This window comes from Methylobacterium hispanicum (genome assembly GCF_022179285.1).
In the GTDB taxonomy this organism is placed as follows: domain Bacteria; phylum Pseudomonadota; class Alphaproteobacteria; order Rhizobiales; family Beijerinckiaceae; genus Methylobacterium; species Methylobacterium hispanicum.
The window spans coordinates 140,708-160,861 of sequence record NZ_BPQO01000005.1 but is presented as its reverse complement, the minus strand read 5'-3'; the positions used below and the strand labels follow the sequence as shown (position 1 = coordinate 160,861).

19 protein-coding genes and 2 tRNA genes are annotated in these 20,154 nt (G+C 67.9%); 18 read left to right on the top strand and 3 right to left on the bottom strand.

What is annotated here, in order from left to right:
* Nucleotides 1-62 precede the first annotated feature (62 nt).
* The 3 genes from MFF56_RS07680 to MFF56_RS07670 all read right to left on the bottom strand — a co-directional run bounded on the left by MFF56_RS07680 (nucleotide 63) and on the right by MFF56_RS07670 (nucleotide 711).
* Nucleotides 63-329, bottom strand: coding sequence for a hypothetical protein (locus MFF56_RS07680; protein WP_156453910.1), 267 nt, complete (start codon nucleotides 327-329; stop codon nucleotides 63-65).
* 160 nt (nucleotides 330-489) lie between these two features.
* Nucleotides 490-566 (bottom strand) — tRNA-Asp (locus tag MFF56_RS07675).
* A 68-nt stretch (nucleotides 567-634) separates the two neighbouring features.
* Nucleotides 635-711 (bottom strand) — tRNA-Asp (locus MFF56_RS07670).
* A gap of 365 nt (nucleotides 712-1,076) precedes the next feature.
* On the opposite strand from MFF56_RS07670, the gene MFF56_RS07665 reads away from it, so the two are divergent.
* From MFF56_RS07665 to MFF56_RS07580, 18 genes are all read left to right on the top strand, one after another.
* Nucleotides 1,077-1,442, top strand: coding sequence for an NADH-quinone oxidoreductase subunit A (locus MFF56_RS07665; RefSeq protein ID WP_066921616.1), 366 nt, complete (start codon nucleotides 1,077-1,079; stop codon nucleotides 1,440-1,442).
* A gap of 42 nt (nucleotides 1,443-1,484) precedes the next feature.
* The gene (locus MFF56_RS07660) at nucleotides 1,485-2,072 is read left to right on the top strand and encodes a NuoB/complex I 20 kDa subunit family protein (protein WP_066921614.1); all 588 of its coding nucleotides are present in this window, start codon (nucleotides 1,485-1,487) and stop codon (nucleotides 2,070-2,072) included.
* 8 nt (nucleotides 2,073-2,080) lie between these two features.
* The gene (locus MFF56_RS07655) at nucleotides 2,081-2,728 is read left to right on the top strand and encodes an NADH-quinone oxidoreductase subunit C (RefSeq protein WP_066921612.1); all 648 of its coding nucleotides are present in this window, start codon (nucleotides 2,081-2,083) and stop codon (nucleotides 2,726-2,728) included.
* A gap of 14 nt (nucleotides 2,729-2,742) precedes the next feature.
* Entirely contained in the window at nucleotides 2,743-3,933 is a 1,191-nt protein-coding gene (locus tag MFF56_RS07650) for an NADH-quinone oxidoreductase subunit D (RefSeq protein WP_066921610.1), read from the top strand.
* Between the two features lie 22 nt (nucleotides 3,934-3,955).
* Nucleotides 3,956-5,044, top strand: a complete 1,089-nt coding sequence (nuoE, locus tag MFF56_RS07645) for an NADH-quinone oxidoreductase subunit NuoE (RefSeq protein ID WP_082772998.1) — start codon at nucleotides 3,956-3,958, stop codon at nucleotides 5,042-5,044.
* A 1-nt stretch (nucleotide 5,045) separates the two neighbouring features.
* Nucleotides 5,046-6,347, top strand: a complete 1,302-nt coding sequence (nuoF, locus tag MFF56_RS07640; protein ID WP_066921608.1) for an NADH-quinone oxidoreductase subunit NuoF — start codon at nucleotides 5,046-5,048, stop codon at nucleotides 6,345-6,347.
* Between the two features lie 40 nt (nucleotides 6,348-6,387).
* Complete coding sequence (gene nuoG, locus MFF56_RS07635) at nucleotides 6,388-8,457, top strand: NADH-quinone oxidoreductase subunit NuoG (protein ID WP_066921606.1); 2,070 nt, start codon at nucleotides 6,388-6,390, stop codon at nucleotides 8,455-8,457.
* An 11-nt stretch (nucleotides 8,458-8,468) separates the two neighbouring features.
* Nucleotides 8,469-9,491: an NADH-quinone oxidoreductase subunit NuoH gene (nuoH, locus tag MFF56_RS07630; protein WP_066921604.1), complete on the top strand. Its 1,023-nt coding sequence runs from the start codon at nucleotides 8,469-8,471 to the stop codon at nucleotides 9,489-9,491.
* A gap of 22 nt (nucleotides 9,492-9,513) precedes the next feature.
* Complete coding sequence (gene nuoI, locus MFF56_RS07625) at nucleotides 9,514-10,002, top strand: NADH-quinone oxidoreductase subunit NuoI (RefSeq protein WP_066921602.1); 489 nt, start codon at nucleotides 9,514-9,516, stop codon at nucleotides 10,000-10,002.
* 127 nt (nucleotides 10,003-10,129) lie between these two features.
* Nucleotides 10,130-10,750 (top strand): NADH-quinone oxidoreductase subunit J, encoded by a 621-nt coding sequence (locus tag MFF56_RS07620; protein WP_066921600.1) that lies wholly within the window; start codon nucleotides 10,130-10,132, stop codon nucleotides 10,748-10,750.
* Nucleotides 10,751-10,767: 17 nt separating this feature from the next.
* A complete protein-coding gene (gene nuoK, locus MFF56_RS07615; protein WP_066921598.1) occupies nucleotides 10,768-11,073 on the top strand; it encodes an NADH-quinone oxidoreductase subunit NuoK in 306 nt (101 codons plus the stop codon).
* Nucleotides 11,074-11,162: 89 nt separating this feature from the next.
* On the top strand, nucleotides 11,163-13,259 hold the full coding sequence (gene nuoL, locus MFF56_RS07610; protein WP_238229903.1) for an NADH-quinone oxidoreductase subunit L: 2,097 nt from the start codon (nucleotides 11,163-11,165) through the stop codon (nucleotides 13,257-13,259).
* Nucleotides 13,259-14,779: an NADH-quinone oxidoreductase subunit M gene (locus tag MFF56_RS07605; RefSeq protein WP_066921594.1), complete on the top strand. Its 1,521-nt coding sequence runs from the start codon at nucleotides 13,259-13,261 to the stop codon at nucleotides 14,777-14,779. The genes nuoL and MFF56_RS07605 overlap by 1 nt, the downstream gene beginning before the upstream one ends.
* 9 nt (nucleotides 14,780-14,788) lie before the next feature.
* Nucleotides 14,789-16,237 carry an NADH-quinone oxidoreductase subunit NuoN gene (gene nuoN, locus MFF56_RS07600; protein ID WP_238229902.1) on the top strand — a complete coding sequence of 483 codons (1,449 nt, stop codon included), beginning with the start codon at nucleotides 14,789-14,791 and terminating at the stop codon, nucleotides 16,235-16,237.
* Complete coding sequence (locus tag MFF56_RS07595) at nucleotides 16,234-17,052, top strand: biotin--[acetyl-CoA-carboxylase] ligase (RefSeq protein ID WP_066921618.1); 819 nt, start codon at nucleotides 16,234-16,236, stop codon at nucleotides 17,050-17,052. The genes nuoN and MFF56_RS07595 overlap by 4 nt, the downstream gene beginning before the upstream one ends.
* A gap of 13 nt (nucleotides 17,053-17,065) precedes the next feature.
* Entirely contained in the window at nucleotides 17,066-18,739 is a 1,674-nt protein-coding gene (locus MFF56_RS07590) for a ribonuclease J (RefSeq protein ID WP_066921590.1), read from the top strand.
* Between the two features lie 409 nt (nucleotides 18,740-19,148).
* The gene (gene mce, locus MFF56_RS07585) at nucleotides 19,149-19,553 is read left to right on the top strand and encodes a methylmalonyl-CoA epimerase (protein ID WP_066920926.1); all 405 of its coding nucleotides are present in this window, start codon (nucleotides 19,149-19,151) and stop codon (nucleotides 19,551-19,553) included.
* A gap of 3 nt (nucleotides 19,554-19,556) precedes the next feature.
* The gene (locus tag MFF56_RS07580; RefSeq protein ID WP_066920924.1) at nucleotides 19,557-19,892 is read left to right on the top strand and encodes a DUF1467 family protein; all 336 of its coding nucleotides are present in this window, start codon (nucleotides 19,557-19,559) and stop codon (nucleotides 19,890-19,892) included.
* The last annotated feature ends 262 nt before the right edge of the window (nucleotides 19,893-20,154 follow it).

The following is a 20,154-nucleotide window of genomic DNA, read 5'->3' as shown; positions in this document are numbered from 1 at the left end:
ATGGGGCGGGCATCCGGCCAGCGCTTAAAGAGCGCCGCCGGGCCTGTCCACGCGCGGGGGCCTCAGCCGACCTGCTTCAGTGAATCGAGGTCCACCGTGCCGTTCTGGCTCGCGAAGCTCACCGTGCCGCCGCTCTGCTGCTGCACGCCGCTGATACGGTGGTCGCCACTGTCGTAGGTCGTGGTCTTGCCCTCGCGCTCAACCAGGAGGCGGTGCTTCTCGGGAAAGAACGCGTAGCGCAGCCCGTTCTGCCCCCCGCTGCTTGCCGGGCTGCCGAGATCCTCCGGCCACCAGGGCTCGGCGCCCTTCATCGGCTTCATCGGTTCCATGGGCTTCATCGGTTCCATGGGCCTCATCGGTTCCATCGTCTGTCCTCCGGTGGTGATCCGGGGAGACGCGGGCGCGGCGGTTTGGTTGCACATGGGACATCGGCACGGCGCGGAAGCGATCCGCCGTTCCGCAAGCCGAAATGCTGGTTTGGAAGGCGTGTGGCGCGGGCGACGGGGCTCGAACCCGCGACCTCCGGCGTGACAGGCCGGCACTCTAACCAACTGAGCTACGCCCGCGCGGCGCAGCAAGAACGGCCATTGACCGGCCGTCTCGGACGACATTCAGCCAGGCTGAAAGTGAAACGTGGCGCGGGCGACGGGGCTCGAACCCGCGACCTCCGGCGTGACAGGCCGGCACTCTAACCAACTGAGCTACGCCCGCGTGGCGTCGTCGCCTTCGTCTCGGCGACGGCCGGGGTTTATGAGGGGGGCGGTGCCCTGTCAAGCAGCCGTGGGCGCCTTTTTGACGGCCCCTCGGGCCGCCGCCGCGCCGCCCGCGCCTGCGCGGATCTGCCTACCTCCCGCGGGCCTATTACATCCCCACCTCTGTGTGGCGCGGGGCCGTTGTGCGACGCGCAATGCCCTTGTCTCGCCTGTTCCCCTCGACTAAGCCTCCGGCCACGCGCACTCTGGGATTGGAGCAATTCCATTGGCCGGCCGGTTCGGCCTCGCCGGGCCGCACGGGCCTGGATGGATTGATCGATCCGGACTCGGGCGCCGCGGTCCCAATCGTGCACGGGGTGTCGCATGACCGGTCTTCTGGCGGACTACCTTCCGCTCATCGTCTTCATCGGCGTCTCGCTGTTCATCGCCGCCGCGCTGCTGGTGGCCCCGTTCCTGGTCGCCTACAGCAGCCCGGATCCGGAGAAGCTCTCGGCCTACGAGTGCGGCTTCAACGCCTTCGACGACGCGCGCATGAAATTCGATGTGCGCTTCTATCTCGTCGCCATCCTGTTCATCATCTTCGACCTGGAAGTGGCCTTCCTGTTCCCGTGGGCGATCACCTTCGGGGAGCTAGGCTGGCTCGGCTTCTGGTCGATGATGGTCTTCCTCGGGGTTCTGACGGTCGGGTTCATCTACGAGTGGCGCAAGGGCGCCCTCGAGTGGGACTGAACCCGAGCCGGACCCCGCAGACGCCACGCTCCTGAGGCAATCATGGCCCTCACGCACGACCTCTCCCGCGCGCCCACCGTCGCCCCGGCGGCGAAGGGAATCATTGACCCGAACACGGGTCGGCCGATCGGCGCGGATGATCCGACCTTCCTGTCGATCAGCGACGAGCTGGCCGACCGCGGCTTCCTGCTGACCTCGGCCGACGAGCTGATCACCTGGGCTCGCACCGGCTCGCTGATGTGGATGACCTTCGGCCTTGCCTGCTGCGCGGTCGAGATGATGCAGATGTCGATGCCGCGCTACGATTGCGAGCGCTTCGGCTTCGCGCCGCGCGGTAGCCCGCGCCAGTCCGACGTGATGATCGTGGCCGGCACGCTGACCAACAAGATGGCTCCCGCGCTGCGCAAGGTCTACGACCAGATGCCGGAGCCGCGCTACGTCATCTCGATGGGCTCTTGCGCCAACGGCGGCGGCTACTACCACTACTCCTACTCGGTGGTGCGCGGCTGCGACCGGGTGGTTCCGGTGGACATCTATGTGCCGGGCTGCCCGCCGACCGCCGAGGCGCTGCTCTACGGCGTGCTTCTGCTCCAGAAAAAGATCCGCCGCACCGGCACGATCGAGCGCTAGGGGCGGACATGACGAACGGCATTTCCATCCTCGCCCACACCCAGCCCGAGCAGGGAGACGGCGCGCTCGCCGCGCTCTCCGAGCGGATCGGCGGGGCGCTCGGGCCGGCGATCGTCGAGCGCGGCATCGCCTTCGGCGAGCTGACCCTCGTGGTTCAGGCCTCCGACATTGTCTACGCGCTGACCTACCTGCGCGATGATCCCGCTTGCGGCTTCCGCTGCTTCATCGACATCTGCGGTGTGGACTATCCGGGCCGCGAGCGGCGCTTCGACGTCGTCTACCATCTGCTCTCGCTCCGCCATAATACCCGCATCCGGGTGAAGGTACAGACCGACGAGACCACGCCCGTCCCCTCAGTGATCGACATCTTCCCGGCGGCGAACTGGTTCGAGCGCGAGACCTACGACCTCTACGGCATCCTGTTCTCGGGCCATCCCGACCTGCGCCGCCTGCTCACCGATTACGGCTTCGAGGGGCACCCGCTGCGCAAGGACTTCCCGCTCACCGGCTTCGTCGAGGTCCGCTACGACCAGGACGAGGCGCGCGTGGTCTACGAGCCCGTGAAGCTCACGCAGGAGTTCCGCAACTTCGACTTCCTCTCGCCCTGGGAAGGCACGGACTACGTCCTGCCGGGCGACGAGAAGAAGACGGCCTGAGCGCGGAGACGGTCATGACCGAGCACAACATCCGCAACTTCGCGATCAATTTCGGGCCGCAGCACCCGGCGGCGCACGGCGTGCTGCGCCTCGTGCTGGAGCTCGACGGCGAGGTGGTCGAGCGGGTCGATCCGCATATCGGCCTCCTGCACCGCGGCACCGAGAAGCTGATCGAGCACAAGACCTACCTGCAGGCGACGCCCTATTTCGACCGGCTCGACTACGTGTCGCCGATGAACCAGGAGCACGCCTTCTGCCTGGCGATCGAGAAGCTCGCCGGCATCGAGGTGCCGCGGCGCGCCCAGCTGATCCGCACGCTCTACTGCGAGATCGGGCGCCTGCTCTCGCACCTCCTCAACGTCACCACGCAGGCGATGGACGTCGGCGCGCTCACGCCGCCCCTCTGGGGCTTCGAGGAGCGCGAGAAACTGATGATCTTCTACGAGCGCGCTTCCGGAGCCCGGATGCACGCCAACTACTTCCGCCCCGGCGGCGTGCACCAGGACCTGCCACCCGCGCTGATCGACGACATCGACGCCTTCTGCGACCCCTTCCTGCAGGTGGTGGACGACCTCGACGCGCTCGTCATGGGCTCGCGCATCTTCAAGCAGCGCAACGTCGATATCGGCATCGTCTCGGTCGAAGAGGCGATGGCCTGGGGCTTCTCGGGCGTGATGGTGCGCGGCTCCGGCATCCCGTGGGACCTGCGCAAGTCGCAGCCCTACGAGGCTTACGAGGAGATGGATTTCGACATCCCCGTGGGGAAGAACGGCGACACCTACGATCGCCAGGTGATCCGCATGGAGGAGATGCGGGAATCCGTGAAGATCATGAAGCAGTGCTGCGCCAAGCTGCGCGAGCCCGCCGGCCAGGGCCCGATCGCCTCGGTGGACGGCAAGTTCGCGCCGCCGCCGCGCCGGGAGATGAAGCGCTCGATGGAGGCGCTCATCCACCACTTCAAGCTCTACACGGAAGGGTTCCACGTGCCGGCCGGCGAGGTCTACGCCGCGGTCGAGGCGCCCAAGGGCGAATTCGGCGTCTATCTGGTCTCGGACGGCACCAACAAGCCGTACCGCTGCAAGATCCGCGCTCCGGGCTTCGCCCATCTCCAGGCGATGGACTGGATGTGCCGCGGGCACCTTCTCGCCGACGTGTCCTGCGTGCTCGGCACGCTCGACATCGTCTTCGGCGAGGTGGACCGCTGAGCGGCTGAAGGGTTTCAAGACGATGGCCAACCGCAGACTAGCCCCCGCCGCCGAGCAGCCCGAGAGCTTCGCGTTCACGCCGGAGAACGCCGCGTGGGCGAAGGGGCAGATCGCCAAGTACCCGGAAGGTCGTCAGGCCTCGGCCGTGATCCCGCTCCTGTGGCGCGCCCAGGAGCAGAACGGCGGTTGGCTGCCGCAGAAGGCCATCGAGGCGGTCGCGGCGGAGCTCGGCATGCCGGCGATCCGCGTGCTTGAGGTCGCGACCTTCTACACGATGTTCGCGCTGGAGCCGGTCGGCCGCTACTGGATCCAGGTCTGCGGGACGGTGCCGTGCGATTCCTGCGGCGCGCGCGAGCTGAAGGACATGCTGCACCAGCGGCTCGGCCCCTCGGGCCACGTCGATCCGACCGGCACCTTCTCGTGGCTCGAGGTCGAGTGCCTGGGCGCGTGCTGCAACGCGCCGATGGTGCAGATCAACCAGGACTACTACGAAGACCTGACGCCCGAGCTTCTCGGCAAGCTGATGGACGACCTCGCGGCCGGCCGCCCGGTCAAGGTCGGCTCGCAGATCGACCGCAACGCCTCGGAGCCGCTGGGCGGCCCGAACACGCTCACCGACCCGACCCTCTACGACGGCTCGCGCGTCGGCGCGTGGCGCAAGCGCTTCGAGGAGTCGCGCAAGGACGAGGGCGCCCAGGCCAGCAAGTCCGAGGCCGCGTCGAGCGAGCAGCAGGCGGCGACAAATCCGAAGCCGGCACGCCCCGATGCCGGCCGGGCGGTCGAGACCACGTCGAGCGATGCCCCGGCCCAGCGCGCGGCCGCCGGCGAGGCGCCGGTGAAGGGCGGCGACAGGGCCGAGGCTGCCGACCAGGAGCACTCCACCGCCGGCAAATCCGAGGCACCCGGGTCCCAGCCGAAGGCCATCAAGGATCTGGAGCCCGCGGGCGCCGAGGCCGGCTCCCAGTCGTCGCTGCCGCGCGACGTGCCGCCGCCCCAGCCCGTCGCCTCGGGTGAGGAGGAGCCCTCCGAGCCCGCACCCAACGCGGAATCACCGAAGCTGCCGAAGGGCCGCAGCAAACCCAAGCCCCCCGCCAAGCCTGAGAGGACCTGACATGCTCTCCGATCAGGACCGCATCTTCACCAATCTCTACGGCCTGCACTCCCCGGGCCTCGATGCCGCGAAGAAGCGCGGCGCCTGGGACGGCACCAAGTTCCTGCTGGAGATGGGCCGCGACTGGATCATCGAGGAGATGAAGGCCTCGGGCCTGCGCGGCCGCGGCGGCGCCGGCTTCCCAACGGGCCTCAAGTGGTCGTTCATGCCGAAGAAGTCGGACGGGCGTCCGCACTACCTCGTGGTCAACGCCGACGAGTCGGAGCCCGGCACCTGCAAGGACCGGGAGATCATGCGGCACGACCCGCACCTCCTGATCGAAGGCTGCATGCTCGCCTCCTTCGCGATGGGGGCGCACGCCTGCTACGTCTACATCCGCGGCGAGTACGTCGCCGAGAAGCACGCCCTCCAGAAGGCCGTCGACGAGGCCTACGAGGCGCGGCTGGTCGGCCAGGACAACGTGCACGGCTACCCCTTCGACATCTACGTGCACCACGGCGCGGGCGCCTATATCTGCGGCGAGGAGACGGCCCTCATCGAGAGCCTCGAGGGCAAGAAGGGCATGCCGCGGCTGAAGCCGCCGTTCCCGGCCAATATGGGCCTCTACGGCTGCCCCACGACGGTGAACAACGTCGAGTCGATCGCGGTCGCCGGCACGATCCTGCGCCGCGGCGGCGCGTGGTTCGCGGGCCTCGGCGGCAAGAACAACACCGGCTCGAAGCTGTTCTGCGTCTCCGGCCATGTGAACAAGCCCTGCAACGTCGAGGAGGAGCTCGGGATCACGTTCCGGGAGCTCGTCGACAAGTATTGCGGCGGCATGCGCGGCGGCTGGGACAACCTGCTCTGCTCGATCCCCGGCGGCTCCTCGGTGCCGCTGGTGCCGGCCGAGCAGATCATCGACGCCAAGATGGACTTCGACACCCTGCGCGGCCTCGGCTCAGGCCTTGGCACCGCGGCGGTCATCGTCCTCGACAAGTCGACCGACATCGTCGAGGCAATCACCCGGATCTCGTACTTCTACAAGCACGAGTCCTGCGGCCAGTGCACGCCCTGCCGCGAGGGCACCGGCTGGATGTGGCGCGTCCTCACCCGCATGTCGAAGGGCCGCGCGCAGAAGCGCGAGATCGACATGCTGTTCGAGGTCACGAAGCAGATCGAGGGCCACACGATCTGCGCGCTGGGCGACGCCGCCGCGTGGCCGGTCCAGGGCCTGATCAAGCACTTCCGCCCCGAGATCGAGAAGCGGATCGACCGCTACACCGCCAACCCGCACACGGACCCCGTGCCGATGGCCGCGGAGTGATCCGCCCCGCGCCCGCGCAGTCCGAGCCCGAGAAAGACAGATGACGAAAATTCTCGTCGACGGCATCGAGGTTGACGTCCCGGCCGAGTACACGCTGCTCCAGGCCTGCGAGGTCGCGGGCGCGGAGATCCCGCGCTTCTGCTTCCACGAGCGGCTGTCGATCGCCGGCAATTGCCGCATGTGCCTGGTCGAGTTGAAGGGCGCGCCCAAGCCCGTGGCCTCCTGCGCCTACGCGGTGAAGGATTGCCGCCCGGGCCCGAACGGCGAGCCGCCGGAGGTGCTGACGCGCTCGGGCGGGACGAAGAAGGCCCGCGAGGGGGTGATGGAGTTCCTCCTCATCAACCACCCGCTCGATTGCCCGATCTGCGATCAGGGCGGCCACTGCGACCTGCAGGACCAGGCGATGGCCTACGGCGTCGACTCGACGCGCTACAGCGAGAACAAGCGCGCGGTCGAGGAGAAGTATATCGGTCCGCTCGTGCGGACCGCGATGAACCGCTGCATCCATTGCACCCGCTGCGTGCGCTTCCTGGCGGAGGTCGCGGGCGTGCCGGATCTCGGCGCGATCGGCCGCGGCGAGGACATGGAGATCACCAGCTACCTCGAACAGGCGATGAACTCGGAGCTGCAGGGCAACGTCGCCGACCTCTGCCCGGTCGGCGCGCTCGTGCACAAGCCGCAGAGCTACAACGTCCGCCCCTGGGAGCTCTCGAAGACCGAGTCGGTCGACGTGATGGACGCGGTGGGCTCGGCGATCCGCGTCGACGCCCGCGGCCGCGAGGTCATGCAGATCGAGCCGCGCGTCAACGAGGAGATCAACGAGGAGTGGATCTCCGACAAGACCCGCCACGCCGTGGACGGGCTGCGCCTCCAGCGCCTTGACCGCCCCTTCCTGCGCGAGAACGGGCGGCTCCGCCCCGCCTCCTGGGGCGAGGCGTTCCAGGCGATCGCCGCCAAGCTCAAGGGCGCCGACCCGAAGCGCGTCGGCGCCGTGGTGGGTGACCTCGCCGCCGTCGAGGAGGTTTTCGCGCTCAAGCAGCTGATGGGCTCGCTCGGCGTCACCAATATCGATTGCCGTCAGGCCGGCACCGGCCTCGACCCGGCCTGGGGCCGGGCTGCCTACACCTTCAACCCGACCATTCCTGGCATCGAGCAGGCCGACGCGATCCTGCTGGTCGGCACCAACCCGCGCATCGAGGCCTCGATGCTGAACGTGCGCATCCGCAAGCGCTGGCGCATGGCCCCGCTCGCGGTGGGCATGATCGGCGAGCCTGCCGACCTGACCTACCCCCACGTCCAGATCGGCGCGGGTCCCGATTCGCTCGCCGCCCTGACGCGGGGCGAGCACAGCTTCCTGGAGGCCCTGAAGGCCGCCAACCATCCGCTGATCATCGTCGGCGAGTCTGCGGCGAACCAGCCGGGCGTGCTCGCCGCCGCGGCACAGCTCGCGCGCGACGTCGGCGCGGTGACGTCCGACTGGAACGGCTTCGGCGTGCTGCACAACGCGGCGGCCCGCGTCGGCGCGCTCGATCTCGGCTTCGTGCCGGGGGAGGGCGGTCTCGACTTCGCCGGCATCGTCGGCGGCGGCGTGGACGTGCTGTTCAACCTCGGCGCCGACGAGTGCGAGGTGGCGCCTGGCGCCTTCGTGATCTACCAGGGCACCCACGGCGACCGCGGCGCCACCCGCGCCGACGTGATCCTGCCGGGCGCCGCCTACACCGAGAAGAACGCGACCTACGTGAACACGGAGGGCCGCGTGCAGCAGGCCAACCGCGCCGGCTTCCCGCCGGGCGACGCCCGCGAGGACTGGGCGATCCTGCGCGCCCTCTCGGACGTGCTGGGCAAGAAGCTGCCCTACGATTCGCTCACTGCGCTGCGCCGCGCGCTCTACGCCGAGCACCCGCACCTTGCGGCCGTCGGCAGCGTCGCCGGGAGCGACCTCGCTGCCGCGCTCGAGCGCCTCGCGACCTTAAGCGGGGAAGGCGCCCGCGGCGCCTTCCAGTCGCCGGTCCGCGACTTCTACTTCACCAACCCGATCGCCCGCGCCTCGCGGGTACTCGCCGAGTGTTCGAGTCTCGCCCGCGGGCGCGCGCTCGAGGCGGCCGAGTAGGAGCACCGCCGATGACAACCCTCGAGATCGTCGGGACGGTGCTCCTGATCGCGCTGAAGAGCCTCGTACTCCTCTCCGCGCTCCTTGTCTTCATCGCCTACGCGCTGCTCGCCGACCGCAAGATCTGGGCGGCCGTGCAGCTGCGCCGCGGCCCGAACGTGGTCGGGCCCTGGGGCCTGTTCCAGTCGTTCGCCGACCTGATCAAGTTCGTGATCAAGGAGCCGGTGATCCCGGCGGGCGCCAACAAGGGCATCTACCTGCTGGCGCCGCTCGTCTTCGCCACGCTGGCGCTCGCCTCCTGGGCGGTGATCCCGCTCGCGGAAGGGTGGGCGATCGCCGATATCAACGTCGGCATCACCTACATCTTCGCGATCTCCAGCTTGGGCGTCTACGGCGTCATCATGGGCGGCTGGGCCTCGAACTCGAAATACGCCTTCCTGGGCGCGCTGCGCTCGGCCGCGCAGATGATCTCCTACGAGGTCTCGCTCGGCTTCGTGATCATCTGCGTCCTGCTCTGCGCCGGCTCGCTCAACCTCTCGCGCATCGTGATGGCGCAGGACACCAGCCTCGGCCTGTTCGGGTGGTACTGGCTCTGGCTGTTCCCGATGTTCGTGGTGTTCTTCATCTCTGCGCTCGCCGAGACGAACCGCCCGCCCTTCGACTTGCCGGAGGCCGAGTCGGAGCTGGTGGCCGGCTACATGGTCGAGTACTCCTCGACGCCGTACCTGCTCTTCATGCTGGGCGAGTACGTGGCCATCATGACCATGTGTGCGCTCGGGACCGTGCTGTTCCTCGGCGGCTGGCTCTCGCCGATCCCGTTCGCGCCCTTCACCTGGGTACCGGGCCTGATCTGGTTCGCCCTTAAAGCGAGCTTCCTGTTCTTCATGATCGCCATGGTGAAGGCCATGGTGCCGCGCTACCGCTACGACCAGCTCATGCGCCTCGGCTGGAAGGTGTTCCTGCCCCTCTCGCTGATCTCGGTCGTCGTCGTCGCCTTCGTCCTCAAGCTCACCGGCCTCGCGCCGGGAGCGTGACAGCAACATCGGAGATTCGGGCATGAAGCTCGATCAGGTCGCCAGGAGCCTTCTCCTGAAGGAGTTCGTGTCGGGGTTCGTCCTCGCCATGAAGTACTTCTTCAAGCCGAAGGCGACGATCAACTACCCCTTCGAGATGGGCCACCGCGGCCCGCGCTTCCGGGGCGAGCACGCGCTGCGCCGCTACCCGAACGGCGAGGAGCGCTGCATCGCCTGCAAGCTCTGCGAGGCGATCTGCCCGGCCCAGGCCATCACCATCGAGGCGGGCCCGCGCCGCAATGACGGCACGCGGCGCACCACGCGCTACGACATCGACATGGTGAAGTGCATCTACTGCGGCATGTGCCAGGAGGCCTGCCCCGTGGACGCCATCGTCGAGGGTCCGAACTTCGAGTTCTCGGTCGAGACCCGCGAGGAGCTGCTCTACGACAAGCAGAAGCTCCTGCTGAACGGCGATCGCTGGGAGCGCGAGATCGCCCGCAACATCGCGATGGACGCCCCCTACCGCTGACAGGGACAAGCTTCCTCGGCGCCTTGTGTGGCGGGGACCCCGGTTCTATAGGACGGCCAGCCCGCGCTGGCCGTGTCCACCCACGAGGCAGAAGGGGCCGCCCCGCGCGGCCGATCCTGACAAGCGCATGACCGCAGCAGCCGCCTTCTTCTACCTGTTCGCGGGGGTCGCCATCGCCTCCGGGTTCATGGTGATCGCCTCCCGAAACCCCGTGGCGTCGGTTCTGTTCCTGATCCTCGCCTTCGTGAATGCCGCAGGACTCTTCGTCCTGATGGGCGCCGAGTTCCTGGCCATGATCCTGGTGGTCGTCTATGTCGGCGCCGTCGCGGTGCTGTTCCTCTTCGTCGTGATGATGCTCGACGTGGATTTCGCCGAGCTACGCCAGGGCTTCCAGCAATACCTGCCGGTCGGCGCGCTGATCGGGGTGATCTTCCTGATCGAGATCCTGCTGGTTGTAGGCTCCTGGACCATCGATCCGGGCCTCGTTCAGACGCCGCTGGGCAACCCGGCCGCTGCCGAGAACCTGACGAACACGGCCGCGCTCGGCCGGGTGCTCTACACGGAGTACGTCTACTTCTTCCAGCTCGCCGGGCTGATCCTGCTCGTCGCTATGATCGGCGCCATCGTGCTGACCCTGCGCGACCGCCCCGGCGTGAAGCGTCAGAACATCGCCGTGCAGAACGCCCGCACGCAAGGCATGGCCGTGGAGAACCGCAAGGTGCCCTCGCGCCAGGGCGTCGAGGTCTGAGGAGCGAGGACAGCACCATGATCGGCCTGAGCCACTACCTCACCGTCGCGGCGATCCTGTTCACGCTTGGCGTGCTCGGCATCTTCATCAACCGCAAGAATATCATCGTAATCCTGATGTCGGTCGAGCTGATCCTGCTCGCGGTGAATATCAACCTCGTGGCGTTCTCGACCCACCTCAACGACATCACCGGCCAGGTCTTCGCGCTCTTCGTGCTGACCGTGGCCGCCGCCGAGGCCGCCATCGGCCTCGCCATCCTGGTGGTGTTCTTCCGCAACCGCGGCTCCATCGCGGTCGAGGACGTGAGCATGATGAAGGGCTAGAGGCGCCCAGAGCCGACTCGCCCTGACCTGAAACCCGAGGGTTCGCGGCATGCCTCCGCGCGCCCCGAGGCCGGACTGCTAAGAGAACGATGTATCACGCGATCGTCTTCTTCCCGCTCATCGGCGCGCTCGTCGCCGGGCTGTTCGGCCGCCTCATCGGCGCGCGGGCGAGCGAGTACGTCACCACCGCCTGCCTCGCCTTCGCGGCGCTCCTGTCCTGGGGCGTGTTCATCGAGGGCGGCGAGGCCGTCCGCGTGCAGGTCGCGACGTGGTTCACGGCCGGCGACCTCACGGTCGACTGGGCCTTCCGGATCGACACGCTGACCCGGGTGATGCTCGTCGTCGTGACCTCGGTGTCGACGCTCGTGCACCTCTACTCCATCGGCTACATGCACGAGGACCCGCACCGGCCGCGGTTCTTCGCCTACCTGTCACTCTTCACCTTCGCCATGCTGATGCTGGTGACGGCCGACAACCTCGTGCAGATGTTCTTCGGCTGGGAGGGCGTCGGCCTCGCCTCCTACCTGCTGATCGGCTTCTGGTACGAGAAGCCCTCGGCCAACGCCGCCGCGATGAAGGCCTTCATCGTCAACCGCGTCGGCGATTTCGGCTTCTCGCTCGGCATCTTCCTCGTCTTCGTCCTGTTCGGCGCCGTCGGCTTCGACGGCATCTTCCCGCGGGTGGGCGAGTTCAAGGACGCGACCTTCCACTTCCTCGGCTACGACTGGCACGCGCTCACGCTGGCCTGTCTGCTCCTGTTCATGGGCGCGATGGGCAAGTCGGCGCAGTTCCTGCTGCACACCTGGCTGCCGGACGCGATGGAGGGCCCGACCCCGGTCTCGGCGCTCATCCACGCGGCCACCATGGTCACCGCCGGCGTCTTCATGGTCGCGAGGCTGTCGCCGCTCTTCGAACTCGCCCCCAACGCGCTCATCGTCGTCACGGTGATCGGCGGCATCACGGCCTTCTTCGCCGCCACCGTCGGCCTCGTGCAGAACGACATCAAGCGCGTGATCGCCTACTCGACCTGTTCGCAGCTCGGCTACATGTTCGTGGCGCTCGGCGTCGGCGCATACGCGGCGGGCGTGTTCCACCTCTTCACGCACGCCTTCTTCAAGGCGCTGCTGTTCCTTGGGGCCGGCTCGGTGATCCACGCGATGCACCACGAGCAGGACATGCGGAACATGGGGAGCTTACGCCCCTACATTCCCTTCACCACCGCCATGATGGCGATCGGAACGCTCGCGCTGATCGGCTTCCCGTTCACGGCCGGCTACTACTCGAAGGACGCCATCATCGAGGCGGCCTACATGTCGACGCGGCCCGGGCACACGCTGGCATTCTTCGCCACCGTGATCGCGGCCTTCTTCACCTCGTTCTACTCCTGGCGCCTGTTCTTCATGACCTTCGAGGGCCCGGCCCGCTGGGTGCATAACGGCGCGCACGGCCATGATGATCACCACGCCCCGGCCGTCGCCCATTCGGCGACCGCGCACGAGGCGGACGGCGCGCCCGGCCACCACGAGGGCGTCGCCCACGACGACAAGGGCCACGACATCGAGCCGGCCTCGCACTCGGCCGTGGAGCACCACGACCACGCGCCCCACACGCCCCACGAGAGCCCGCTCGTGATGACGATCCCGCTCGCGGTGCTCGCCTTCGGCGCGCTGTTCGCCGGCCTGATCTTCAAGAACAGGTTCATCGGCGAGGGCATGGACGCCTTCTGGGGCCACGCCCTGGCGCACGGGCCCGACAACCACATCATGCACGACATCCACAACGTGCCGGGCCTCGTCGCCGCGCTGCCCTTCGTGATGATGCTCGCCGGCTTCGTCGTGGCCTTCTGGATGTACATCCGCCGGCCCGAGCTTCCTCATAGGCTCGCCGAGCAGCAGCCCTCGCTGTACCGCTTCCTGCTCAACAAGTGGTATTTCGACGAGCTCTACGATCGGATCTTCGTGCGTCCCGCCAAGGGCTTCGGCATCTTCCTCTGGAAGCAGGTCGACGGCCGCGCCATCGACGGCGCCGGGCCTGACGGCATCGCCGCCCGGGTGATCGACGTGACCCGCGGCGTCGTCCGCTTCCAGACCGGCTACGTCTACCACTACGCCTTCGTCATGCTGATCGGCGTCGCCGGCCTGATCAGCTGGTACATGATGACCGGTCTCCCCAGGGGTGCGCACTGATGTTCGGCCTCGGCATCCTCTCCGGCCTGCTGATCGTCCCGCTCTGCGGCGCCGCCTTCATCCTCACGCTGAACGGCGACGAGGCCAGCGTGAAGCGCAACGCCCGCTGGGCCGCGCTCGCCACGACCATCATCACCTTCCTGCTCTCGCTGGTGGCCTGGGGCCGCTACGACGCCGCCTCGCCGAGCTTCCAGCTCGTCGAGAACCACGCGTGGCTCGCCGAGAACATCCGCTTCAAGCTCGGCCTCGACGGTTTCTCGATGCCGCTGATGCTGCTCACGACCTTCCTAATGCCCTTCTGCATCGGCGCGTCGTGGCACTCCATCGAGCACCGCGTGAAGGAGTACTTCGTCGCCTTCCTCGTCCTCGAGACGACGATGATCGGCGTGTTCTGCGCCCTCGACCTGGTGCTATTCTACCTGTTCTTCGAGGCAGGCCTGATCCCGATGTTCCTCATCATCGGCATCTGGGGCGGCAAGCGGCGCATCTACGCGAGCTTCAAGTTCTTCCTCTACACCCTGCTTGGCTCGGTGCTGATGCTCCTCGCCATCATGGCGATGTACTGGCACGCCGGCACGACCGACATCCCGACCCTGCTGCAGACCCGCTTCCCGGCGCAGATGCAGACCTGGCTCTGGCTCGCCTTCTTCGCCTCCTTCGCGGTGAAGATGCCGATGTGGCCGGTCCATACCTGGCTCCCCGACGCCCACGTCGAGGCGCCGACCGCGGGCTCGGTGATCCTGGCCGGCATCCTCCTGAAGATGGGCGGCTACGGCTTCATCCGGATCTCACTGCCGATGCTGCCGATCGCCAGCCAGGAGTTCGCGCCGCTGGTGTTCGCCCTCTCGGTGATCGCGATCATCTTCACCTCGCTCACAGCGATGATGCAGACCGACATCAAGAAGCTGATCGCCTACTCGTCGGTGGCGCATATGGGCTTCGTGACGCTGGGTCTGTTCACGCTGAACGAGCAGGGCATCCAGGGCGCGCTGTTCCTGATGATCTCGCACGGCATCGTGTCGGGCGCGCTCTTCCTCGGCGTCGGCGTGGTCTACGACCGCATGCACACCCGCGAGATCGCGGCCTATGGCGGCCTCGTGAAGCGCATGCCGCTCTACGCGGTCGCCATGATGGTCTTCACCATGGCCAATGTCGGCCTCCCCGGCACCTCCGGCTTCGTCGGCGAGTTCCTGGCCATGATGGGTGCCTTCAAGGCGAACCCGACGGTGGCCTTCTTCTCGGTCTTCGGCATCATCCTGTCGGCGGGCTACGCGCTCTGGCTCTACGCCCGGGTGATCTACGGCAAGCTGGAGAAGCCGAACCTGCAGGGCATCCTCGACCTCGACAACCGCGAGAAGCTGATCCTGGCGCCACTCGTCTTCCTGACGATCTATTACGGCGTGCACCCGGCCCCGATCCTCGACACCTTCGCGCCCTCCACGGAGGCCCTGATGACGGGCATCCGCTCCGCCCTCTCGACCACGCAGACCGCGGCCAACGCGCTGCCGCTGGCGCGCTGAGATTCAGAGATGCCGACAGTTCACTCCGTGCTCCCCACCCTGGCGCCGCTCCTGCCTGAGATCATACTCAGCGCCGGCGTGATGGTGCTGATCCTCTACGGCGCCTTCCGGGGCGAGAAGTCGGTGGAGGGCGTCAATGTCGGCGCGCTCCTGCTGCTCCTGCTGGCCTTCTTCGTGGTGGTCTCGCAGGCGCCCGGAGTGAAGGTGACGACGCTCTCGGGCTCCTTCATCCAGGACGGGTTCTCCAAGGTGATGAAGGCGCTGGTGCTGCTCGGCTCGGCCGCCACCATCCTGCTCTCGCGCGACTACTTCCAGCGCGCAGGCATCGACCGGTTCGAGTTCCCGATCCTCGTCGTGCTCTCCACCATCGGCATGATGGTGATGGTCTCGGCCAACGATCTGATCGCGCTCTATCTCGGCCTCGAGCTGCAGTCGCTCGCCCTCTACGTGATCGCCTCGTTCCACCGCGACGACCTCCGCTCGACGGAGGCCGGCCTCAAGTACTTCGTGCTCGGCGCCCTCTCGTCCGGCATGCTGCTCTACGGCTCGTCGCTGATCTACGGCTTCACCGGTACCGTCTCGTTCCCGGGGATCGTCTCGGCGCTGAACGAGAGCAATGCCGGCTTCGGCATCGTGCTCGGCATCGTGTTCGTGGCTGCCGCCGTCGCCTTCAAGATGTCGGCCGTGCCGTTCCACATGTGGACGCCCGACGTCTACGAGGGCGCCCCGACGCCGGTGACCGCGTTCTTCGCCTCGGCGCCGAAGATGGCCGCCGTCGCCATGACGGTGCGGATCTTCATCGGCGCGCTGCCGGACGTCACCGCGATCTGGCAGCAGATCGTCGTCTTCATCTCGATCGCCTCGATGGCGCTCGGCTCCTTCGCGGCGATCGGCCAGCGCAGCATCAAGCGCCTGATGGCCTACTCGTCGATCGGCAACATCGGCTACGCGCTGATTGGTCTGGCGGCGGGCACCGAGCAGGGCATCTTCGGCGTGGTGATCTACATGATCATCTACCTCGCCATGACGCTCGGCGCCTTCGCGATCATCCTGTCGCTGCGCCGCCGGAACGAGATGTTCGACACGATCGAGGACCTGTCGGGCCTCTCGCGCACCCATCCGTGGCTGGCCTTCCTGCTCGCCATGATCATGTTCTCGCTCGCCGGTATCCCGCCGCTGGCCGGGTTCTTCGGCAAGTTCTACGTCTTCGCCGCCGCCATCGAGGCGAAGCTCTTCACCCTCGCGGTGATCGGCGTGGTGACCAGCGTGGTCGGGGCCTACTACTACCTGCGCATCGTCAAGATCATGTATTTCGACGAGCCGAAGGCGCCCTACGAGGCCATGGCCCCGGGCCTGCGCATCGTGCTCGCCCTGTCGAGCGTCGTCGTGATCCTGTTCTTCGTGTTGCCGGCCCCGCTCCGCGGCGCGGCCGAGGCGGCGGCGAGGTCGCTGTTCTGACGCGCACCGGATACCGCCTGGGCGCAGCCGCCCGGGCCGACGGACACCGCCTCCACGTCCATGAGCGCCTCGGCTCGACCAACGCGGAGGCGTTGGCCGTGGCACGGGCCGGCGAGACCGGGCCGCTCTGGATCGCTGCACGGGTCCAGGAGGCGGGACGGGGCCGGCGCGGGAACGCCTGGGCCTCGCTCCCCGGCAACCTCGCGGCGAGCGTGCTCTGGCCGGCCGCCGGCCTCGATCCGGAGCGCCTCGCGACGCTGGGCTTCGTGGCGGGCGTCGCCCTGATCGAGGCCATAGAGGCGGCCTGCGGCACCGCGCCGGTCTGTGATCCGGCCGCCGCGGACCGATCTTTCCGTCTCAAGTGGCCGAACGACGTTCTTTGCGGTAATGCGAAGCTCGCTGGCATCCTCCTAGAGGCCGAGACGCTGCCGGGCGGGCGCCGCACGCTCGTGATCGGCTTCGGCGTCAACGTGGCCGCTGTGCCGGTGGCGTTCGCCGACCGGGCCGTCTCGCTTCAGGGCGCGGGATACGCGACCGACGCGGAGACGGTGCTGGAACTTCTGGCCGACCGGCTGGCCGGGGCTGCGCGCGCCTGGGATGGCGGGCGCGGGTTCAACGGGATTCGCGGGCGCTGGCTCGCACGCGCCGCGGGGCTGGGTCAGCCCGTCGCGGTCCGCATCGGCACGGAGACCGTGCGCGGGCGGTTTGAGGAGATCGACGAGGGGGGGCGGCTCGTCATGTCCGCCCCGGACGGTGCACGCAGGCTGGTGACGGCCGGCGAAGTGCATTTTGGAACGGCCGCAACGGCGGCGTGAGGTTGGACGAACGATGACAACGAAACAGGACGAACTCGTCTTCCTGCCACTCGGCGGGGTGGGCGAGATCGGGATGAACGCGGCCCTCTACGGCTTCGGCCCCGAGAAGGGTCGCAAGTGGATCATGGTCGATTGCGGCATGGGCTTCGCGGGCGAGGAGGCGATGCCCGGCATCGACCTGATGTTCCCGGATCTCAGCTTCATTGAGGAGCGCCGCAAGGACCTTCTCGGGATCTTCATTACCCACGCGCACGAGGACCATATCGGTGCGATCAGCGAGCTCTGGCCGCGCTTGAAGGTTCCGGTCTACGCGACGCGCTTCGCCAAGAACCTGCTCGAGACCCGCCGCCTCGGCGAGCCGGGCGCCCCAAAGGTGGAGCTGCGTGAGGTGAAGCCGGGCCGGCGGGTAACGGTCGGGCCGTTCGACCTCGAATTCGTGCCGGTCTCGCACTCGATCCCGGAATCGAACGCCATCGCGATCCGGACGGCGGCAGGCCTTGTCGTGCACACCGGCGACTGGAAGATCGACCCGACGCCGGTCGCCGGCTCGGTCACCTCGCCGGAGGCGTTCACCGCGCTCGGCGACGAGGGCATCCTGGCGCTCGTTTGCGACTCGACCAACGTGGTCCGAGAGGGCTTCTCGCCCTCCGAGGCCGAGGTCTCGCAGACGCTGCGCCGGATCGTTGCCGAGGCGCCCCACCGCGTCGCAGTCACGACCTTCGCGTCGAACGTCGCCCGCATCCGCGCGGTCGCCGAGGCCGCTCAGGCCTGCGGCCGCGAGGTGATCGCGGTCGGCCGCGCCATGGACCGGGTGATCGACGTCGCCCGCGAGTGCGGCTACCTCGACGGCCTGCCGGACTTCCGCCGCGCCGATTCCTGGAAGAGCCTGCCGCGCGAGAAGGTCGTGGCGCTGCTCACCGGCTCGCAGGGCGAACCGCGCGCGGCGCTCGCCCGCGTCTCGCGCCGCGACCATCCCGACATCCAGCTCGCGGGCGGCGACCGGGTGATCTTCTCCTCGCGCGCCATCCCCGGCAACGAGCGGGACGTCGGCTCGATCATTAACGACCTGATCGAGCAGGGCGTCGAGGTCATCACGGACCGCACCGAGCTCGTCCACGTTTCCGGCCACCCGCGCCGGGACGAGATGGCCCAGATGTACGCCTGGACCCGGCCCGGCACCGCGATCCCCGTGCACGGCGAGGCGCTCCACCTCGACGAGCACGCCCGCTTCGCCCGGGCGCAGGGCGTGCAGAACGTGGTCAAGGCGCGCAACGGCAGCCTGATCCGGCTGGCGCCCGGCAAGCCGGAGGTGATCACGCACGTCAAGGCAGGCCGGCTGTTCAAGGACGGCAACGTCCTGATCGACGACAAAGACCGGGCGATCCCCGAGCGGCGCAAGCTCGCTCAGGCCGGCCTCGTCTCGGTCGCCATCGCCATCGACGAGGACGGCGTGGTGCTGGGCGAGCCCGCCATCGACATCATCGGCCTGCCGAACCGCGGCCGCACCGGCGAGCCGCTGATCGAGGCTGTGGTCGATGCGGTCACCGACACGCTGGCCAAGATGTCGAAGGGCAAGCTGAAGGACTCGGAGGGCGTCGAGAAGACGGTGGACCGGGCCGTCCGCACCGCCGTCAACGAGGCCTGGGGCAAGAAGCCCGCCTGCCACGTGCAGGTGGTCGAAGTCTGAGGCTCAAGCGCCCACCCTCTGCGGGCTATCGTATTCACCCATCGTCCGAACGAGGTGCAAGTCTCCTCTCCCGTGCGGGAGAGGGACAGGGTGAGGGCCCCGGGCCCTACGGAGGGGTCTTCGCGGTTCCGCGGCGGTGGCTCGCCCCGTCCGTAGAGTTCTCATTCCTCACCCCGCCCCCCTCCCCACGGGAGGGGGAGTACGGTGCGGCTCAGGCCCCAACCGAAGCGGGCCAGCCTCTCGATGAGATCGGAGTCGGACGTGCGAATCTGGTAGCCCCTGCGGGGCAGGGGGATGCGTGTGGATCTTCCGCTTTGTCCGGAAGTCCCATACCCCTCATTCCGTCCCGCTTCCTAAAAGGGAGGGGGCCCGCCTTCGGGGGCGGCAACAAGACCACACGGAGGAACCAATGATCGGCCGGCTCAACCACGTGGCGATCGCGGTGCGCGACCTCGACGCCGCCTGTGCGGTCTACCGCGACACGCTCGGCGCCACCGTGCAGCCGCCGCTGCCGCAGCCCGAGCACGGCGTCACCGTCGTCTTCGTCGAGCTGCCCAACAGCAAGATTGAGCTGATGGCCCCGCTGGGTGCGGACTCGCCGATCGCCGCCTTCGTCGAGCGCAACCCGAGCGGTGGCATCCACCACGTCTGCTACGAGGTGGACGACATCCTTGCCGCCCGCGACAAGCTGAAGGCGCAAGGTGCCCGCGTTCTCGGCACGGGCGAGCCGAGGATCGGCGCCCACGGCAAGCCGGTGCTCTTCCTTCACCCGAAAGACTTCCTCGGGACGCTAGTCGAGTTGGAGCAGGTTTAAGGCGTGAGCGGGTTCTTGGACCAGGTGGCGCGATCGACGGGACGCACGCTCGCCCTCGTCGTCGTCCTCGTCGCGGTGTTCGTTGCCGTGGCGGTGTCGCTGTTCAAGCTGACGATTGCCGGCGCCATCGCACTCTACTTCGTGGTCTGGTGGACGCTGCTCTTCGCGATCCTGCCGATCCGCAACCAGCCCGAGACCAGGCCCGAGCATATCGTGCAGGGTCAGGACCCGGGCGCGCCCGCGCGCCCGCGCCTGCGCGAGAAGGCAATCTGGACCACGCTGTTCGCCGGCGCCGTCTTCCTCGCTGCGCTGGCGATCTTCCCTCTCGCCGGACTGTAGACGCGCCTCGTTCGGCAAGCTCGGCGCAAGCCGACGCGTGCAGGACGGGATAGCAGCGGGTTTCGATGCGCCCAAAAACAAAAAAGCAAGGCCTGAGGCCTTGCTTTTCGAAGAGCATAGATGGATCGACCTTGATTGACCTACGCATTGCCTGCGTGGCGGTCGGTTTTTCCTCCCGAGACTCGGACCCTGCGCCACCTCTGCCGGGCGTCGCAAACATCGCGAGAGCGCTTATAGGAACAACAGTTCGTGCTGTCACGCC

What these genes read in the sequence shown, in the direction of transcription:
- MFF56_RS07680 (WP_156453910.1), bottom strand. Translation starts at nt 329, where the DNA reads ATGGAACCGATGAAGCCGATGAAGGGCGCCGAGCCCTGGTGGCCGGAG.
- MFF56_RS07665 (WP_066921616.1), top strand. Translation starts at nt 1,077, where the DNA reads ATGACCGGTCTTCTGGCGGACTACCTTCCGCTCATCGTCTTCATCGGC.
- MFF56_RS07660 (WP_066921614.1), top strand. Translation starts at nt 1,485, where the DNA reads ATGGCCCTCACGCACGACCTCTCCCGCGCGCCCACCGTCGCCCCGGCG.
- MFF56_RS07655 (WP_066921612.1), top strand. Translation starts at nt 2,081, where the DNA reads ATGACGAACGGCATTTCCATCCTCGCCCACACCCAGCCCGAGCAGGGA.
- MFF56_RS07650 (WP_066921610.1), top strand. Translation starts at nt 2,743, where the DNA reads ATGACCGAGCACAACATCCGCAACTTCGCGATCAATTTCGGGCCGCAG.
- nuoE (WP_082772998.1), top strand. Translation starts at nt 3,956, where the DNA reads ATGGCCAACCGCAGACTAGCCCCCGCCGCCGAGCAGCCCGAGAGCTTC.
- nuoF (WP_066921608.1), top strand. Translation starts at nt 5,046, where the DNA reads ATGCTCTCCGATCAGGACCGCATCTTCACCAATCTCTACGGCCTGCAC.
- nuoG (WP_066921606.1), top strand. Translation starts at nt 6,388, where the DNA reads ATGACGAAAATTCTCGTCGACGGCATCGAGGTTGACGTCCCGGCCGAG.
- nuoH (WP_066921604.1), top strand. Translation starts at nt 8,469, where the DNA reads ATGACAACCCTCGAGATCGTCGGGACGGTGCTCCTGATCGCGCTGAAG.
- nuoI (WP_066921602.1), top strand. Translation starts at nt 9,514, where the DNA reads ATGAAGCTCGATCAGGTCGCCAGGAGCCTTCTCCTGAAGGAGTTCGTG.
- MFF56_RS07620 (WP_066921600.1), top strand. Translation starts at nt 10,130, where the DNA reads ATGACCGCAGCAGCCGCCTTCTTCTACCTGTTCGCGGGGGTCGCCATC.
- nuoK (WP_066921598.1), top strand. Translation starts at nt 10,768, where the DNA reads ATGATCGGCCTGAGCCACTACCTCACCGTCGCGGCGATCCTGTTCACG.
- nuoL (WP_238229903.1), top strand. Translation starts at nt 11,163, where the DNA reads ATGTATCACGCGATCGTCTTCTTCCCGCTCATCGGCGCGCTCGTCGCC.
- MFF56_RS07605 (WP_066921594.1), top strand. Translation starts at nt 13,259, where the DNA reads ATGTTCGGCCTCGGCATCCTCTCCGGCCTGCTGATCGTCCCGCTCTGC.
- nuoN (WP_238229902.1), top strand. Translation starts at nt 14,789, where the DNA reads ATGCCGACAGTTCACTCCGTGCTCCCCACCCTGGCGCCGCTCCTGCCT.
- MFF56_RS07590 (WP_066921590.1), top strand. Translation starts at nt 17,066, where the DNA reads ATGACAACGAAACAGGACGAACTCGTCTTCCTGCCACTCGGCGGGGTG.
- mce (WP_066920926.1), top strand. Translation starts at nt 19,149, where the DNA reads ATGATCGGCCGGCTCAACCACGTGGCGATCGCGGTGCGCGACCTCGAC.